Origin of the sequence: Streptomyces sp. NPDC021080 (assembly GCF_044333225.1) — a bacterium.
In the GTDB taxonomy this organism is placed as follows: Bacteria; Actinomycetota; Actinomycetes; order Streptomycetales; family Streptomycetaceae; genus Streptomyces.
This window is the reverse complement of record NZ_JBIRQM010000029.1, coordinates 1-16,634: the sequence shown is the minus strand read 5'-3', so window position 1 is coordinate 16,634 and position 16,634 is coordinate 1. Positions and strand designations below refer to the sequence as shown.

10 protein-coding genes and 3 pseudogenes are annotated in these 16,634 nt (G+C 69.2%); 5 read left to right on the top strand and 8 right to left on the bottom strand.

What is annotated here, in order from left to right; all coding sequences use genetic code 11:
* The first annotated feature begins 9 nt into the window (after positions 1-9).
* Positions 10-486, top strand: a complete 477-nt coding sequence (locus ACH4S8_RS41840; protein ID WP_398403994.1) for a MarR family winged helix-turn-helix transcriptional regulator — start codon at positions 10-12, stop codon at positions 484-486.
* 165 nt (positions 487-651) lie between these two features.
* Here the strand turns inward: ACH4S8_RS41840 and ACH4S8_RS41835 are convergent, their stop codons facing one another.
* Positions 652-789, bottom strand: coding sequence for a hypothetical protein (locus ACH4S8_RS41835; RefSeq protein WP_398403992.1), 138 nt, complete (start codon positions 787-789; stop codon positions 652-654).
* Positions 790-1,029: 240 nt separating this feature from the next.
* Here ACH4S8_RS41835 and ACH4S8_RS41830 point away from each other — a divergent pair, with 240 nt between their 5' ends.
* Complete coding sequence (locus ACH4S8_RS41830) at positions 1,030-1,671, top strand: uridine kinase (RefSeq protein WP_398403990.1); 642 nt, start codon at positions 1,030-1,032, stop codon at positions 1,669-1,671.
* 228 nt (positions 1,672-1,899) lie between these two features.
* Here the strand turns inward: ACH4S8_RS41830 and murJ are convergent.
* The 3 genes and pseudogenes from murJ to ACH4S8_RS41815 form a co-directional block, all read right to left on the bottom strand.
* Positions 1,900-2,649: pseudogene (murJ, locus tag ACH4S8_RS41825) on the bottom strand (murein biosynthesis integral membrane protein MurJ); the annotation flags it as partial.
* Between the two features lie 61 nt (positions 2,650-2,710).
* Positions 2,711-3,934, bottom strand: coding sequence for an RNA-guided endonuclease InsQ/TnpB family protein (locus ACH4S8_RS41820; RefSeq protein WP_398403988.1), 1,224 nt, complete (start codon positions 3,932-3,934; stop codon positions 2,711-2,713).
* A gap of 208 nt (positions 3,935-4,142) precedes the next feature.
* Positions 4,143-4,421 (bottom strand): annotated as a pseudogene (locus ACH4S8_RS41815) (ISL3 family transposase); the annotation flags it as partial.
* A 683-nt stretch (positions 4,422-5,104) separates the two neighbouring features.
* Here ACH4S8_RS41815 and ACH4S8_RS41810 point away from each other — a divergent pair.
* Complete coding sequence (locus ACH4S8_RS41810) at positions 5,105-6,373, top strand: hypothetical protein (RefSeq protein ID WP_398404081.1); 1,269 nt, start codon at positions 5,105-5,107, stop codon at positions 6,371-6,373.
* 147 nt (positions 6,374-6,520) lie between these two features.
* On the opposite strand, the gene ACH4S8_RS41805 is transcribed toward ACH4S8_RS41810, so the two are convergent.
* Positions 6,521-9,820: a S8 family peptidase gene (locus ACH4S8_RS41805; protein ID WP_398403986.1), complete on the bottom strand. Its 3,300-nt coding sequence runs from the start codon at positions 9,818-9,820 to the stop codon at positions 6,521-6,523.
* Positions 9,821-10,553: 733 nt separating this feature from the next.
* Here ACH4S8_RS41805 and ACH4S8_RS41800 point away from each other — a divergent pair.
* On the top strand, positions 10,554-12,857 hold the full coding sequence (locus tag ACH4S8_RS41800; protein WP_398403984.1) for a helix-turn-helix domain-containing protein: 2,304 nt from the start codon (positions 10,554-10,556) through the stop codon (positions 12,855-12,857).
* 281 nt (positions 12,858-13,138) lie between these two features.
* On the opposite strand, the gene ACH4S8_RS41795 is transcribed toward ACH4S8_RS41800, so the two are convergent.
* The gene (locus ACH4S8_RS41795) at positions 13,139-13,408 is read right to left on the bottom strand and encodes a transposase family protein (RefSeq protein WP_398403982.1); all 270 of its coding nucleotides are present in this window, start codon (positions 13,406-13,408) and stop codon (positions 13,139-13,141) included.
* A gap of 444 nt (positions 13,409-13,852) precedes the next feature.
* Between ACH4S8_RS41795 and ACH4S8_RS41790 the strand changes: the two genes are divergently transcribed.
* A complete protein-coding gene (locus ACH4S8_RS41790) occupies positions 13,853-14,281 on the top strand; it encodes a VOC family protein (RefSeq protein ID WP_398403980.1) in 429 nt (142 codons plus the stop codon).
* Positions 14,282-14,299: 18 nt separating this feature from the next.
* Here ACH4S8_RS41790 and ACH4S8_RS41785 read toward each other — a convergent pair.
* A pseudogene (locus ACH4S8_RS41785) lies at positions 14,300-15,304 on the bottom strand (IS5 family transposase).
* Positions 15,305-15,478: 174 nt separating this feature from the next.
* Entirely contained in the window at positions 15,479-16,237 is a 759-nt protein-coding gene (locus tag ACH4S8_RS41780) for a DUF899 family protein (protein ID WP_398403978.1), read from the bottom strand.
* Positions 16,238-16,634: the final 397 nt, after the last annotated feature.

The following is a 16,634-nucleotide window of genomic DNA, read 5'->3' as shown; positions in this document are numbered from 1 at the left end:
GTATATGCCATGGCATCCAAGTCAGGCAGTGGCCTGGTCGACCTCCCGGGCTTCTTCGCCGACCTCGTTCGCTGTGAGACGCGCCTCTACAACGCGCTGAACGACCGTCTTCGCGAGCGGCACGGGATCGTCACCTCGCAGTTCGAATTCCTGCGCTTCCTGCGTGACCACCCCGGGTCCCGGGTGGCGGACCTTGCCGCTGAGTTCGCCATCGGGATCGGTGCGACCAGCAAGGGCATCGACCGCCTGGAGAAGCAGGCATGGGCCGTACGGCGAACCAATCCATCGGATCGTCGCTCATCACTGCTCGACCTGACCGATGACGGCCTGCAACTCGTCGAGGCGGCGGAGGCGACCTTCACCGAAACGCTGGCCGAACTGACCGCAGACACCCTCGGTGGCCCCTCAGGACTGGCCGCCGTGCAGGTCCTTTCGGAGCTCCGCTCCGTGCTCGAACGCGACCAGATCGGCCTGCCCACGGGCTGACCGGCATGTACACCCACTGCGATTGCCCGCCGGCCATGTGTCAGCCCTTGCTGCGAGGCGAATCCCGCAGATTGATCACGGCTCGATACGCTCCCTGGAACGGCCGCCCATGGATGGCCCGCCCGACCTACGAGCGGGCCATCCGCGATCTGACACACGGGCGGGTCAGGCGCCGGGCAGGGTACGCAGGAGCCGGCGGAGGGCGCGGCGCAGGGCCAGGCGGCGGGCGAGGCCTGGTGCGGCGCAGGCGGTGGCGACGAGGACGGCCATGGCGGCGAACGTGAGGCGCCGGGTCAGGTGCATGACCACTCGTTCCCGCGCGTTGACGTCACGCCCGCGCCCAAGGCTGTTACGCCACGCTGAAGGTCCGCGACACCGCCGAGACCGGTGCGCAGGTCGACCGAAGGTCGCGGCCCCGGGCCTCCGCTGAACCGGGCCTCGTTTCCCTGCTTGCCATGGGCGATCACACCGCCGTACATTCCCTGCACCCGGCTTGTCCGGCCGCTTTGTCTATCCCCTTTGAGCACATGAGGAGCGCCCGGTATGACGGGTGTACTGGCGGTCGCAGGCGGCACCGCATCCGGCAAGTCCACCCTTGCCGAAGCCCTGTCGCTGCAGTGTCCCGAGAGCGTGGCGCTGATCCATCTGGACGACTACTACGTGCCCGCGCACGACCCCCTGATGGGTGTGTGGACGGTCAGTGCCGACGGGCACGCCGTCCTCGACTGGAACCATCCGGGGTCGATCGACGAGACAACGGTGGCACACGCCATCGACGCGGCGCTGCTGCGCCCCGGCGTGCTGCTGGTGGTGGTCGAGGGCCTGTTCGCGCTGTCACTGCCGTCCGTGGTCCGGCGGGCGGCATGGCGGGTGTATGTCGACACCCCCGACGACATACGCCTGGCCCGCAAGATCCTCCGGAAGATCGAGGCGCAGCGGCAGGACCCCCGGCTGTCCCTGCGCAACTATCTGCAGACCGGCAGGGACCGCCACGCAGCCCACGTCGCGCCCTCCCGGGCAGCGGCCGATCTGGTCGTGGACGGGACCGCGAGCGAGGCGGAGATGCTGGCGGCCGTCATGCCGCTGATCGGACCGGCCCTCGCGCCGCCGCCCGCGGTGCCCTCGCGGGCACGGGGGGTGCGCGGTGCGACCCGTACCCCCGGGGTCCCGGCGTTCGCGCTGTGACGTGCCCCGGGGGCACCGGCCCGGCGAGAGACGCCGCGTGATCACGCTTCCGGCGACACGGCCCGAGCCCCGGCGGACTCTCAGGTGGATCACGACCGATCCGGTTCACCTGCAGCCAGGCGAACTGCAGGGGCGACATATGGCGGGATCAGGGGAAGACCCGCATCCAGGCTCTCGTCCGCTTCGCCCTGGGCCCTTGTTGTCGGCCTCGTGTCCGTGGTGCCGGGATCACCCCAGCCCCGGCAAGCTGCTCAGCTCCCCGATTCGCAGAAGTCGCGCAAAGAGAACAAACAGCAGGGCCATCGCGATGCCCCCTGCAGCCAGGGAGACTGCCGGCGTCCAGGAGACCGATGCCAGGCTGTGGCTGCAGAAGCCGGCGATGAGCCAGCCGGCAGCCCCCGCGCAGGTGGCGGCCACGGTCAACTTGGTGTAGGTGCGGCAGATCCGGCGGCCGTCGAGCAGCCCATCGGTGCGACGCCTCAGCCGCAGAGCTGTCAGCAGCAGGCCGATGGCGTAGGACAGGGTGTAGGCGGCGGCCATCCCGGTGACCGCCCACCTTGGGGACAGCAGCAGGTGGCAGGCCACGGCCAGGGCGATGTCGATGCCGCTGATCCACAGCGCCATGCGGAACGGCGTGCGGGTGTCTTCGAAGGCGTAGAAGCCGCGCAGCAGGAGGTACTGGGCGGAGAACGGGATCAGTCCCAGGCCGAAGGCTTGCAGCATGTGGCCCAGAGGGACGGTCGCTGCGGCTTTCGCGGCCCCGTGGGCGAACAGCAGCTGTGCGATCTGCGGGCCGAAGGCGACGAAGAAGAACGCTGCCGGGACGATGACGACACCGCTGGCCCGGAGCGCGCGGGACAGGTCGGCGCGCAGGTCGTCGAGGCGGTGCTCGGTCACCGCCCGGCTCATGCGCGGGAGGATCGCGGTGACGAGGGAGACGGTGACGATCGACTGAGGAAGCATCCATATCTGCTGGGCTTGACATGCTCCTCGCCTTGAAGGGCGAGGATTCTGGCCTTCTCGACTGGTTGCTGTGCCGCTATGCGGCACGGTTTCCGGTCTCGAATCCGTGGCTTCCTGTTTCTTCGCGCTGTGCCGGGATTGCTCCTGGTCTTACCGGCGCTCCGCAGGCCGATACCGCCAGTCCGGCGGCCTGTTTGATGTTAAGTGCGGCATTGTGGTCCCGGTCGTGGACGGTGCCGCAGGCGGTGCAGGTCCATTCCCTGACATTGAGGGGTTTGGGTCCGTCTTTGACACCGCAGGTGGAGCAGACCTGGCTCGTCGGCTCGAATCTACCGATCTTGACCAGGGTGCGGCCGTACCGGGCGGCCTTGTACTCCAGCATGCCGATGAACTGTGCCCAGCCCGCGTCATGCACGGACTTGGCCAGCCGGGTGCGCGCGAGCCCCTTCACCCACAGATCCTCCACGGCGATCCCTTGGTTCTCGTAGATCAGCTTGGTGGAGAGTTGGTGATGGAATTCGCGGCGTGCGTCGGCGGCCTTAACGTGGGCGCGGGCGACCTTGAGGCGGGCTTTAGCCCGGTTCTTTGATCCCTTCTGTTTGCGGGACAGCTCCCGCTGGGTCTTCTTCAGTTTTTTCTCCGCACGCCGCAGGAACCGTGGGGAGTCGATCTTCGTTCCGTCCGAGAGGATCGCGAAGGAAGCCAGGCCGAGGTCGATGCCGATGGTGCGGTCGGTGTCGGGCATCCGGGCGGCGTCTTCGGCGGGGTCGGTGTCGATGACGAAGGAGGCGAAGTACCGTCCCGTGCTGTCCTTGATCACGGTGACGGAGGTAGGGACGGCGGGCAGGGTGCGGGACCATTTGACCTTCACCTCGCCGATCTTCGGCAGGTTCAGCCGGCCGCCGTCGGTGATGTTCCAGCGGGCGTTGGCGGTGAACCGGATCGACTGCCGGGTGTCCTTGCGGGACTTGAAGCGGGGCGCACCCATCCTGGGGCCCTTCCAAGAGCCCTTGAGGGAGGCGAAGAAGTTGCGGTAGGCGGCCTCGGCGTCCCGCAGGGACTGCTGGAGCACCACCGCGGAGACCTCGCCCAGCCAGGACCGCTCGACCGTCCGCTTGGCCTCGGTGATCAGGCGCGTGGACAGCTCTCCGGCCTTCGGGAACGGCTGCCCGGCTCTGCGGGCGTCCTCGCGTGCGTGGACCGCGTCGTTGAACACGACCCGCGCGCACCCGAACGCCCTCGCCAACGCGGTCCGCTGACCGGCGTCCGGATACAGACGAAAGCTGTACCGAAGCTGCACGGCGACCACACTAGGCATATCGAACCCGCGACGTCACCGAGAACACACAAACGATCCGTCACCGTCACCGTCACCGTCACCGTCACCGTCACCGTCACCGTCACCGGGCAGGGTCCGGCTCCGCCGGAACGCCACCGCGACGCTTCGCGTCGCCACCACAGGATTCGCTTCACCCCCGGCCTGAAAGCCGGAGCACTGCGAATGAATCCCGGTAGCGAGGGGCAATGCAATCGGCGGACGGTTCGGGGATGCGGGCGTAACGCTTGGCGGTGTTCAGGGCGAGGTTCGGTCTGCGGGAGCAGTCGAGCAGGCCGACGCCGGAGCCGAGGAAGGCGTGGACTTTGTGCCGGCGCTCGCGGGTGGTCTGCTCGCACACCCCGCCGGGCCCGGGCGGGTTGGCGGTCGCCCAACATGGGGTGTGGGCCTCGGCCAAGCTGTCCGCGTGCTGGAGCTGGTCACTGACAATGCCCCGGTCGGCCAGGGCTTTCAGCTAGTTCGGCCTACCCGCGAGGGTCAAACGAGTGGTGCAACTCGGGTAGTCGGGGTCAGTGACGGGTTGCTGAGAGGCGGCCGTCGAAGGTGTTCAGCGCGGGTCTGTCGACGCATGACCCAGAGGGCTCGGCCCTTGCCGATGGGATCGGGAGTGCCCGATCGACATCGAGCTGCGGACGCCGGTGTGGGGCGAGCCGACCGACGCCGAGTGCTGGAACGGCTGCCCCGGGCCGCGGCCGTCGCCGATCAGGTCGAGGCCTATCTGCGGATGCAAGTCATGGGGTTGCGTCGGCGCGGTGTGACCTGGGCCAGGATCGGTGAGGCACTTGACATCGCCCGTCAGTCGGCCCGGGGCGTTTCTCTGGGGGAAGAGCGGCCTCGGGGCATCACCCGGTCCGCGGACAGATGCCCGCGTCCGGGCCGGACCAGACCGGACCGGACCGACGCCAGGAAGGAACCAAGTCCTCGCCACCCAGGTGCACCTGCCTTTTCCCGAACTCCGCGTCCGACCCTAATTGCCGTGCCTCCGTGCCGAGTTGGGGGATATAAAGGCGGACGGCCGGGCGGGCGGTCCGGAAGGGCCCCGCCGTCTTGAACGCGTCAGGGTGGGGATCGACAGTGTTGCTGTGGAGATTGCGCAGATGGGTCACGGTGGCGGTCGCGGCTGCCTCGCTCGGTATGGGAGGCGTGACAGCCGCGCACGCCGCCGACCGGCCGGAGGTCACCTACGCGGGGAGCGTGTCAGAGGACCTCGGGATCCTGCAGATCAACGCCCGATCCGCGGCCGACATCAAGAGCATCACGGCACATCTGGTCTCGTACGCCTCGCAGACCGAGGTCGCCGAGATCGGGACCAAGGACTTCCAGCTCTTCTCCGGCACCCCCCAGGACGGCAGCTGGCGCACCAAGAAGCCGTTGAAGTTGGCCGAGTTCGGTTCCTACCGCATCGATGTGGAGGTGACGGACGCCGACGGCGGCCATGCGCTGCAGCAGTCCGCGGGGGACTTCGCCTACTACGTCGTGGCGAAATTCGGCGCGCTCACCGTCGATCGCACCGCCATCGACCGGGAACACCGCGACGTACAGGTCGAGGGGACGCTGTACGGGCGGTGGCCGACCCGCCGGGTGAAGCCTCTTGCGGCACGCCAGGTCGAGATCAACGTCGACTACTGGACGCAGACGACCGTGACCACCGACGCCCGGGGTCACTTCACCGCCTCGGTGCGGCTCGACAACGCCGCCCCTGTCCAGGCCGTGTTCGCCATGGACGGTGGCACGCCGACGGTTCTGTACGGGGAGTCCGAGCCGGTACAGATCGGCGTCGACCAGATTCCCACCCGGTTCACATCCACGGTGAGTGCGACCGACGTCGACTTCGGTCAGCCGGTCACGGTGAGGGTCAAGGTCGAGCAGAAGACCGCGGACGGCTGGGTACCGCTGGCCGGGCGCTCCGGGGGCGTCCTGTTCGGCCCCGACGGCGCGCAGACCGACCTGGTGGGCCGCTTCACCACCGCTGACGACGGCACCTTCACGATGCACTACACACCGGGGCAGGGAGGTTACTTCCAATTCGCCCTGGACACCTCGGAAGACCCGTTCCTCCAGGCCGGCACCGGTACGAGTGACGTCGTCCACGTGCACCGGGCATCGAAGTTCACAGCCTTCACGGCCGCTCGGTCCGACACGGGGCAGGTCCACGCCGAGGGACTCATCGACTTCCCCGACGGGTGGACGCCCGCCTGGATTCATGTCCACATCCAGTATTCGCCCGACGGCGTGACCTGGTCGACACTCACCACGGTCGAGGCGTCCTGGGGCGGCAACGGCAACGACTTCGCCGCAGACATCGACGAGAGCGGCGCCGGCTACTACCGGGCCGTCTTCGACGCTGACGACAACTTCCAGTCGGCCACCTCGCAGACGGTCCTCGTGCCGGCGTCCGCCTGACTCCCGCGCTGTGCGACTGCGCGCCGATCCGCTTGCGGGCCGGCCACCGACCGGTGGATCCAGGTTCAGTGAACGAACGTGCTGGGAAGCGTTCTTGAACGCTTCCCAGCACGTCGTCGTCACGCGAACTTCGTCACCGGGGCGACGTCACTTGCCGTAGTACGCGTTGTGGATCGTCAGCGTGGACTCGTTGCCCTGCTTGTCCGTGACGTCGGCGAGGAACGAGATGCTCTTGTCCTTCGCCGGGTTCTGCACGGAGATCTTGCCGCTCTCGACCTTCACGAGCTGCCAGGTCGTCCCGTCGTCGTAACTCACGGACACGGTGAGCGACTTGAGGTTCTTCCCGGCCGCCGAGCCCTGCACGGTCACCGGGACCTGGACCGACGTGTCCGCCGGGGCGCGCGAGGCGAGGTCGACGGGGGCCGCGAAGCGGACCGTGGACACCGGCAGCGCCGTGGTGGCCGCGACCTGCCCGGAGCGGAACGTGAAGCTGGTGTCGATGCGGGTGGAGACCGCGGCGACCTTTGCCGAGCGTTCGACGGAGGTCGTCAGCCGGTATTCGGCGTCGGCGGAGCCGACCGTGAAGGGCTTCGCGCCGCTCAGCGGGTCGTCGTTGTGGCCGACCTCGACGCCGTCGCGGTACAGCGTCGACCTGGCCGAGGTGTACGTCGAGGAACCCGCGTGGCCCTTGCCGTCGGCGAACAGCGGCAGGGAGCCGACGATCTGCTGCTCGCCCGTGGCCGGGTCGGGTGCGGTGCGGAAGACACCCATGTTTTTGCCCAGGAGCGGGCCGAACACGCCGGTGTTGAACCTCTCCCGGTACGTCCTGCCGGCCTCGAAGCGCTTCGGCTCGGCCATCTCGTAGGCTCCGTCGAAGGACGGGTAGCCCCACTTGTCGGGCTCGCCGAACTGATTGACCCTGGTCAGCCACTTGACGCCGTCGGCAGTGGAGAGGTGGAAGGTGCGCGTGCCCGGCGCCGCCTGCGCGGCCGAGAACGCGTTGCCCTCCGGCGCACCCGGCAGACGGGGGTACGGGAAGACGAGAGCGCTCTTCCCGGCGGCGGAGGCACCGACGCGGACCTTGAGCGTCGCCAGCTCGTCCGCCTGCACGTGCTTGGTGTAGCCGGTCGCGACCTTCTGCGTCTTGCCGCCGTAGGCCACCGAGTACTGGGTGGTGGCGTCCTTGATGAAGTGCGCGTCCCAGGTCTGCAGGAGCGAGCCGTCCGTGAGGGCCGGACCCAGGTGCGCGGTGCGGAAGCCGGTGAATCCTCTGAGGACCCAGCCGCTGCCGACGGGGCCGATATCGGTCGCGCGCTCGTAGTACGTCCCCCCGAAGTCCGCCGTGTCGAGGCCGGGCACGGTGATGTCCACCGGCTCGGTGGTGCGCGCGTCGGCGGTGACCGTGGTGTCGCCGGAGACGTCCAGCTTCGGCTGGGCGATCCAGTCGGTGCCCTTGGTGAAGTCCGACGGGTCCTGGTAGACGGCCGTGTCGAGGGTGTACGAGCCCTTGGGCACGCGGATCGTGTGCGTGCCCGGCTCGTCGTCGATGCGGGCCTGGAAGCCCTTTGCGGGGCCGGAGACGCCGATCAGGCTGTTGGAGAAGTTCCGCGCGTCGGTGCCGTCGCGGCCGATGGTCCTGAGCGTGACGTCGTAGGACTCCGCCTCGCGGACGGCTGCCACGGCCGTGCGGACGGACTGGCCCTCGCCGGTGGCGACGACGTAGCCCGAGTAGGTGCCGTCGGCGTCGCCGATCCTGGTGTCGGCGGTCAGGTCGACCTCGGTCCTGCCGCCGGCGGGCACGGTCACCCGGGTGGCGCCGAGCGCGAAGAACCCGGCCGGGGCCGGCTTTTGGGCCGGGTCCAGCGCGGACACCGACAGGTCGAGGGTGACGTCACTGGTCCCGAGGTTGCGGTAGCCGATCGTCCTGGCAAGGGGCTGGTCGTCGGTGTGCGGCCACTGTGCGACGCCGAAGTTCAGCGAGACGGGATCGGCGATCACGCTCTGGGCCAGTGCCTTGTCGACCTGGATGCGGCCCGAGCCCTGCTGGAAGACGGTGTAGCCGCCGTCCTTGGCGGACGCGATCAGTGCGCCCTTCAGCTCGGCCGTCTTCCAGGTCGGGTGCTGCTGCTTGAGGATCGCCGCGGCGCCCGCGACGTGCGGGGTGGCCATGGAGGTGCCGTCGAGCTGGAGATAGCCGGGGGCCGGATGCGGGATACCGGGGTCGGTGTCGAACGTGCTGCCGGAGGCGGCGGCCGCGGTGATGGCGACGCCGGGAGCGGTCACGTCCGGCTTGACGGCGCCGTCGCCGACGCGCGGCCCGACGCTGGAGAAGGACGCCAGCTTGTCGTCCTTGTCGACGGCGCCGACGGTCAGCGCGGCGTCCGCGCTGCCCGGCGAGCCCACCGTCGACGCGCCGAACTCGCCGTCGTTGCCCGCCGCGACGGCGAACAGGATCCCCTTCTCGGCGGACAGCTTGTCGATCTCCGCCTCCATCGGGTCGACACCCGGGGAGTCCGGGCCGCCCAGACTGAGGTTGACGATGTCCGCGCCCTGGTCGGCGGCCCACTCCATGCCCGCGATGATGGCGGAGTCGTCCCCGTATCCCTCGTCGTTGAGCACCTTGCCGCTGATTACTTCGGCACCGGGTGCGACGCCCTTGTACGTACCGCCCGACTTGGCACCGGTCCCGGCGGCGATCGAGGCGACGTGCGTGCCGTGCCCGACGTGGTCCTTGGTGTCGGGCGAGTCGGAGAAGTTCTTCTCGGCGACGACCCGGGTCTTCAGGTCGTCGTGGGTCGTGTCGACGCCGGTGTCGAGGACGGCGATCTTGACGCCGGTGCCGTCGTACCCGGCCTCCCACGCCTTGTCGGCGCCGATCTGCTCGACGCTGCGGTCCAGGCTCGCCTTGCGCACCCCGTCCAGCCACACCTTGTCGATGCCGGAGGCGGTGGCGCGCAGGCCGTTCTTCCGCCGGTCGGTCAGCGCCTCCCACACCTTGGCCACGTCGTCCTGCGGCGTACGGATGGCGTCGGCGTCGATGGCGGGGAACGTGCGCCGTACCCGGGTGTCGCCGGCCGAACGCACCTCGGCCCGTGCGGTGCCGGCGCCCCCGTCGTACTGCACGATCAGCTTGAGCCCGTCGCCCTGGCTCTTGCGCAGCCGCGGGTCGGTGAGCTCGTCGACGTCGAAGAGCCGCTGGTCCAGCTTCCCCGTGGCGATCAGGCGCTGCGCGTCGCTGGGTACCACCAGCGTGTGGTCACCGATGCGCTGCACCCGTACGGGTATGTGCTCACGGCCCTTGGCGGCCTCGAAGCCCACCACCTGGCCCTTGGCGCCGACCGTGACACGGTCGCCCGTGATGAGCCGGATCCGCTGACTGCCGTCGGAGCGCGTGGTGTTCGGTGCGGTCGTCGTGTGCGCGGCGATCGCTGTCGTGGGGCCGGTCATGCCTGCCACGAGGGCCGCTGATGTGGCCGCTGTGATGGTGAAGGCGCGTGCTCTCTTCACTGTTACGCGCAAGTCTCCCCCAGGGGTTCGGGTTGAAGGCGAGTGGTCGTTGCACGGGGGCAGGGGCGGGGCGCCGGGCCGCCCTCACCTGCCCCGCTTGTTTCACGTCGGTATGGCGGAACCGGATGGTGCTGCTCTGCCCGATGACGCCGTCGGGCTCCTCCGGCTCGGGCTGCGGGGTGAGGATCCGGGAGCCGTGGCCGGCACATGGGCCTTCCGGCCCCGGTCGGGGAGCCGGAGATCCTCGGGGCTCGGGTACGCCCACGTTCCGGACTCCCCGGCGCCGGCCGGCCGGGGCCGGGCGCCTGGTCGCGGGGAACGGCGTGTCGGCCCGTGAACCGGCGGGGTGGTCGAGGAACCGCACGCCCGCCCGGCAGTGGGTGAGGCGGTCGACTCGCTCCACGTATTCCTCTCCTTACCAGGGAACGCCGACGGCATGATCCGCATCACGTCGTTTCGGTGCTCGACCCGCCGGGCTCAGCGCTGTCACAGACATCGCGGCCGGACCGTGCCGGAGATCCGAGGGGTCCGGCCCGCTTGCGCGAACGGATCAAGTTGATCAGTCGGACTCCGAGAGGCACCAGGCAGTTCTTCCGGCGGGATCATGGCCCGTCATACTTCTGCCGGAGAGCGGACGTTCGAGGCCGGGCAGCGCTGAACAAGGGAATTCGACATGGGCACTGCCGCACCGGTCACGAAGGAGTTCGGGCGGCTGCTGCTGACCCTGCGCACCCGCGCCGGGCTCAGTCAGGAGCAGTTGTCCCACGCTGCCGGGGTGAGCGTGCGCGCCCTGGCGGATCTGGAACGCGGTCGTTCCCGAGGGCCGCAGCAGCGCACCGTTCAGGCCCTGGCCGCCGGGCTGAGCCTGGACAGCGACACCGCCGCGGAGCTGGAGCGGGCCGCCCGCCGGGGACGGACCCGTTCGCGCCCGGCCGCCGGGCCGCGAGCCCACGGTCCGCTGGCCCTGCCGCGTGACGTCGGCGACTTCGTCGCGCGTGGTCCGGCCTTGGCCCGATTACTCGCCCTGGTCGAGCGCACCGACGCCGACCGCTCCACGATCAGCGTGGTGTCGGGGCAGCCCGGTCTTGGCAAGACCGCCTTCGCGGTACACGCCGCGTACCATCTCGCACCGCACTTCCCGGACGGGCAGTTGGTTCTCGACCTGCACGGCATGGACCCGGAGCCGACCGCCGCGCACGACGCCCTCGCGTCTCTGCTGCGGGCCGTCGGCGTGGCCGAGCACGCGATCCCGGCCGCGACCGACGACCGGTCAGGACTCCTGCGGTCCGTGCTCCGCGACCGGCGACTGCTGCTGGTGCTGGACAACGCGGCGGGCGAGGACCAGGTCCGCCCCCTGCTTCCCGGCGCCGGACGCTGCCTGACGATCATCACCAGCCGCCACGCCCTGGCCGGTCTCGAATCGGTCCACCGCAGCGACCTGACGCTGTTCCGCCGGGAGGAGGCGGTCGAGCTGCTGAGCCGCATCATCGGCCCCGAGCGGATCCGGCAGGAGGCCCAGGCCGCCCGCGACCTCGCGGACCTGTGCGGACTCCTGCCCCTGGCCGTACGCATCGCAGGACAGCGCCTCGCCGGCAGGCCCCATGAGCGCATACGCAAGCTGGCCGCCCAACTGGCCCGGGAAGGCCGTCGCCTGGACACACTCCAGGCCGGCGATCTACAGGTACGAGCCGCTTTCGCCTTGTCCTACCGGCGGTTGGCCCCGGCCACCAGAACCGTACTGCGCCGGGCGTCCCTGGCCGCCGGCGGCGACTTCAGCCCCGAGAGCGCCGCTCTCCTGGCCGACCTGCCGGTCGACGAGGCGGCCCGGTGCGCCGAGGAACTGACGGATGCCGGGCTGCTGCAGTCCGACCCCTCCGCCGAGCGGTACCGCTTCCACGACCTCCTGAAGCTCTTCGCCACCGAGCAACTGACCACCGAGGACGGCCCCGAGGTGTCCCGAGCCGCACTGGACCGGACGGCACAGTGGATGCTGCGCCGGGCCACGGCCGCCGCGCTGCGCTTCGACGCCGACCGCCACGAGGACCTGCCGTACGACGATCCCGACCCCGCCGGCGCACCCGCCGACCGTGACCAGGCCCGCGCCTGGTTGGAGGCCGAGCGGGGCCAGTGGCTCGCGGCCCTGCGCCACGCGCAGGCCAGGGGGCACCACCGGCAGGTGATCGACACGGCCAGGGCCATGCACTGGTTCTCCGAGTTCAACCTGCACTGGGAGTTGTGGGTGGAGCTGTTCCGGCAGGGGGTCGAGGCGGCCCGCGCCCTGGGCAGCAGGCAGGACGAGGCCGTCCAGCTGAACTTCCTGGCCTGGTCGTACAACAACTGCGTTCACGACCCCGGCGCCGCGCTCGTCACCGCCGATGCCGCCCTGGAGGTGGCCCGTGAGATCGGGGACCGGCTCCAGACGGGCTGGGCGCTGGGCTACGGGGCATCGGCGCTGCACCGCATCGGCCGGGCCGGGGAATCCATAGCCCGGCTGCGTGACGCCGTCGACTGCTTTGCCGACCAGACCTCTGTGCAGGGCCGCCTCGCCGAACTCACCGCCCTGAACACGCTGGGCAGCTACCTGCGTCAGTCGGGCAGCGCCGAAGAGGCCCTGGCCATCCACCGGCGCAGCGAGGCGATCTGCCGGGCGAAGGTGCCCGGCCGGCCGACCGAGCTGATCACCGTGTACCTCGCGGCGGCCCGGCAGCAGATCGGCAACGACCTTGCGGCGCTGGGACGGCGGACGGAGGCCGAACGACCGCTCCAGCAGGCGCTGGACATCTTCGAGACCATGAACATGGCCGCCTGGGCCGAAACCACCCGTCTCGACCTCGGCATCGTGCTTCGCCACCTGGCCCGCCACGACGAGGCTCGCCGAACCCTGCTCGCCGCCCACGAGGCACTCCGCAGGCTCAACAGCCCCCGGCAGGCGGAGGCCGCGGCCGAACTGCGCGAGCTGGGGGTACGGGCGTCGTGAAGACTCCGGGCCCACCACCCGGACGAGCGGCTGGAGGCGGACTTTGACATCCTCCCCCCCTTGAAAGAGGGGGATTCCAGCCCGTGCGGGTGGGGATTCACGGGTGTTCGAACGGCCGGTGTCCGTTGTCACCCCTCCAGCACCGGCTGTTCGCCGGGGGCGGAGGATCCCGCCCTGTCCTGCGGTTGTTGCGCCGTCGGCGGGTGACCTTGAGGGCCTGGACGGCATGCGGGAATCACAGTCGGCTGGGCACCGCGGTGGCTTTGAGGCGACGGATCTCGTCACGGCCGTAGGCCGAGCCGGTCACGGATTTCCTCGGACAGGTAGGCGGCATGCCGCGCGATCGCGACCAGTGTGGTGGCCCCGGCGAGCGCGGCGATCGTGTACAGGGCGAGCAGGGCGCCGAGGCGGTAGCGGCAGCTCTGACGGCGGCGGGGATCCGGCAGAACGTCCAGTACGTCGGCCAGGTCCACGACCCGGCCGACATCGGCAGTGGTGCCCGCATCATGGTCGCGGTGGCGGGCCAGGAGAGTGATCAGTGATGATGACATGCGGAAGCGGTCCGTGTTGATGAGGCGTCAGACGCCTCGATCATCACGGACCGCTTCCTCTCCTTGATCACCGCCCCTGACCTCAACTAGGGCGCGTATCGCATTGTGATCGCCAGAGCCGTGACAACCCGCTCTGACAGCGCGGATACGTCCACCTCGTCACCGCCGCCGCCTTCGTCATCCGGCTCCGCCCGTGACCGAACCAGCGGATTCCGACAACGGCTCGATCTGCGGCCGAAGAACGGTGTTGCCCTCTCCTGCGCTGATCACTAAGGTCAGCCCGGTGACTGCCGGGTCGGCCTTGGGCCATGCACGAGTGAGTTTCCCGGCCTCGGTGTGAGCAGGAGGCGGGCAAGAGGCCCGCCCCCTTCTCCGAGTCTTTGCTCCCTGCGCCCGCATGTGGCGCCCGTTCCAACGGATCCCAAGACCGGAGACACATCACTGATGCCCCATGACCAGCAGTACCCGCATGAATTCGAGCTGCCGTCGGTCAGCGTGCAGCTGAACCACACTGCCGTCTACGCAAGCGACCGGTACCTGTCCGCGGAGTTCATCGCCGCGGTCCTAGGCCTGAAGGTCGGCGCCCCGTTCGGGCCGTTCCTGCCCGTTGACCTCGGCAACGGCGTGACACTCGACTACTACGAGAAGAGGGACGAGCCGATCCAGTCACAGCACTACGCCTTCCTCCTGCCTGACGAGCAGTTCGACCTCGCGATCGCCCGCCTGAAGTCGGTCGGGGTCACTTACTACGCCGACCCCGGCCACACCGACCCCGGCAACGTCAATGGCCTATTCGGAGGCCGCGGCGCCTACTTCGACGATCCGGACGGCCACAACATGGAGATCATGACTCGGCCTTACGTCCGCCCCTAGGCTGCGACCGAGCCGTGATCAAGAGACTGCCTGAGTGAGGTCTTTGATCCAGATCATCGAGGCGCGCAGGTGGAGGCCGGCGAGGTAGCTCTCCGGGGTCTTGTCGTACCTGGTGGCGATGCCTCGCCAGGCCTTCAGCTTGTTGATCAGTTGCTCGACAGTGTTCCTCTCCTTGTACAGGTCTGCGTCATGGCCGATGGGCCGGCCGCCCCTGGGGCCCTTCCTCTTCCGGTTGGCGGCCTGGTCCCTCTTCTCCGGAATGACGGCCTTGATACCGCGTCTGCGCAGGTGGGCGCGGTTACCGCGGGACGAGTAGGCCTTGTCCCCGGCGACGGCATCGGGTCGGGTGCGCGGGCGGCCGACGGGACCTGGGACCCGGATCTTCCGCAGGACGGGAATGAACTGCGGGCTGTCGGCCGCCTGTCCGGCGGTCAGGACGAACGCCAGCGGGGGGGCACCTACGGTCGGCGGCGAGGTGGACCTTGCTGGTCTGTCCGCCCCGTGAGCGTCCCAGGAGGGCGGTCTTCAGCCGGAGCTTTTGGCGGCGCCGGTCGCGTCGTCGCTCCTCGCGTTCGGGATCCGCTTCGGCGTCTGCTGCGTTTGTTCTTCGGAGCTGCCCCCTTTGCCCTGGCCGTCTCCTCCTCGGCGGCGGCCTTCTCCAGAGCAGTGAGAACGTCCTCGCGCAGGTGCATCCCGGCGGCGTCGTGGTGGGCGCGTGCGGTGGTGGAGTCGATGCTGACCAGGGACAGGTCCACCTCGCCCCCTTTTCGCGGCCTCCGCGATCAAGCCCTCCAGCAGGGCCTCGAACACGCCGGCGTCACGCCACTGCCGGAAGCGGTTGGAGACCGTCGACCATGCGCCGAACTCCTGCGGCATCTCCCGCCACTGCCCGCCGGTCTTGAACCGCCAGATCACACCCTCGAACTGCTGCCGCAGGCGCTCGGGGTACGGGCCGTACTCGCTGATCGGCAGGTACGGCCCGATGAACTCCCACTCGCCGTCCATCAGTTGCACTCGTGTCACGCAAGACGATCTACCGGATCAGCCTCCACCCCGAGGGCGATTCCCGCAGATTGATCACGACTCGATACGCGCCCTAAAACGCGATTCCAGAAGTTCTGCGCCTCACTGGGATGGGCGGTTCGCAGGACAGGCAGGCCCCTGACCACGCCGCCGCGATGGCCGTCGGGCGCCGGTTCACGAGCAACAGCCCCAGTCGCCTGTGTTGGGCTGCCCGCCGTGGAGGCCGTCGTCGTGGCCGGCGGCAATCCGTGCCCATTGCGCGGTCGGCCGTCCGTCCTTGCGGAACTGCTGACCGAGGGTCGCGTACGGCTGCGGCCAGCCGGACGGGGAGTCCTCCCAGGTCTCCTGCCGTCCGTAGACGGTCATGTCGAGGATGCCGTAGGACGGGGCCATGGGTTCAACGCCGCGGCCGGTGGTCCAGTACGTTTCGTAGACGCGGTCCCCATCGCGAAGGTAACTCGCCTTCATCCCGAAGTGGCGGCTGGCGAGGAGCCGTTCGTGTGACTCGGCGGGGACGGAGTACCAGGGCATGCCCCAGCCCATGAAGCGGCGGTAGCGGTCGGATTCCTCGTAGGGGCCCTGGCAGAAGACGGCGAAGGTGACGTCACGCTGGTGCAGATAGGCCAGTTCGCGGACCTGGCCGGTGAAGAAGGTGCAGCCCTCGCACTGGTTCGCGGCGGTGTGGCCGTCGTGCCACATGTGATACGACACGAACAGCTGGGTGCGGCCCTCGAAGACGTCGATCAGGGGGACAGTTCCGTTGCTTCCTGCGAGCGGAGTCGAGGGGTTCACCTCGGTCATGGGTAGTCGCCGCCGTGCAGCAGCGATCGCGTCGCCCTCCCGGGTGTGCGCCTTCTCCCGGACGCGCAGGGTGTCGACGGCGGCCAGCCACTCCCGGCGGGAAACGACCGACGGCGTGTTCTCAGCAGTCATGTCCGTACTGACCCGACAGCCCGCAAGAACTCATCGGTGGAGCCCGCACCGGGGGCAGACTGATCACAAGACCGCAAGAACACCGTCACGCGGTACGCGGGGAACTTCTGGAATCTCGCTTGGCGACTACCGAGGACAGTTCAGGGCGTCTCATCACCCGAGAACGCACGAGCCCTGATGATGACCCGGTGCCTCACCCGCAAAGGTCCCTCACCAGCCAGTGGACGAGGAAAGCTCGTGTCTGATCAGGAGCAGTTGCGTCACGTGGCTGAAAGGTGTTGTGCCGGCCGTGGTGACGATATGTCTCTGGGCAAAGTGCTCCGCCGAGTCGAGTACATCCGGGATCATGAACCGTGTTTCCGGATGACTGGCACCTCACCGAAGACGTCGATGGCTT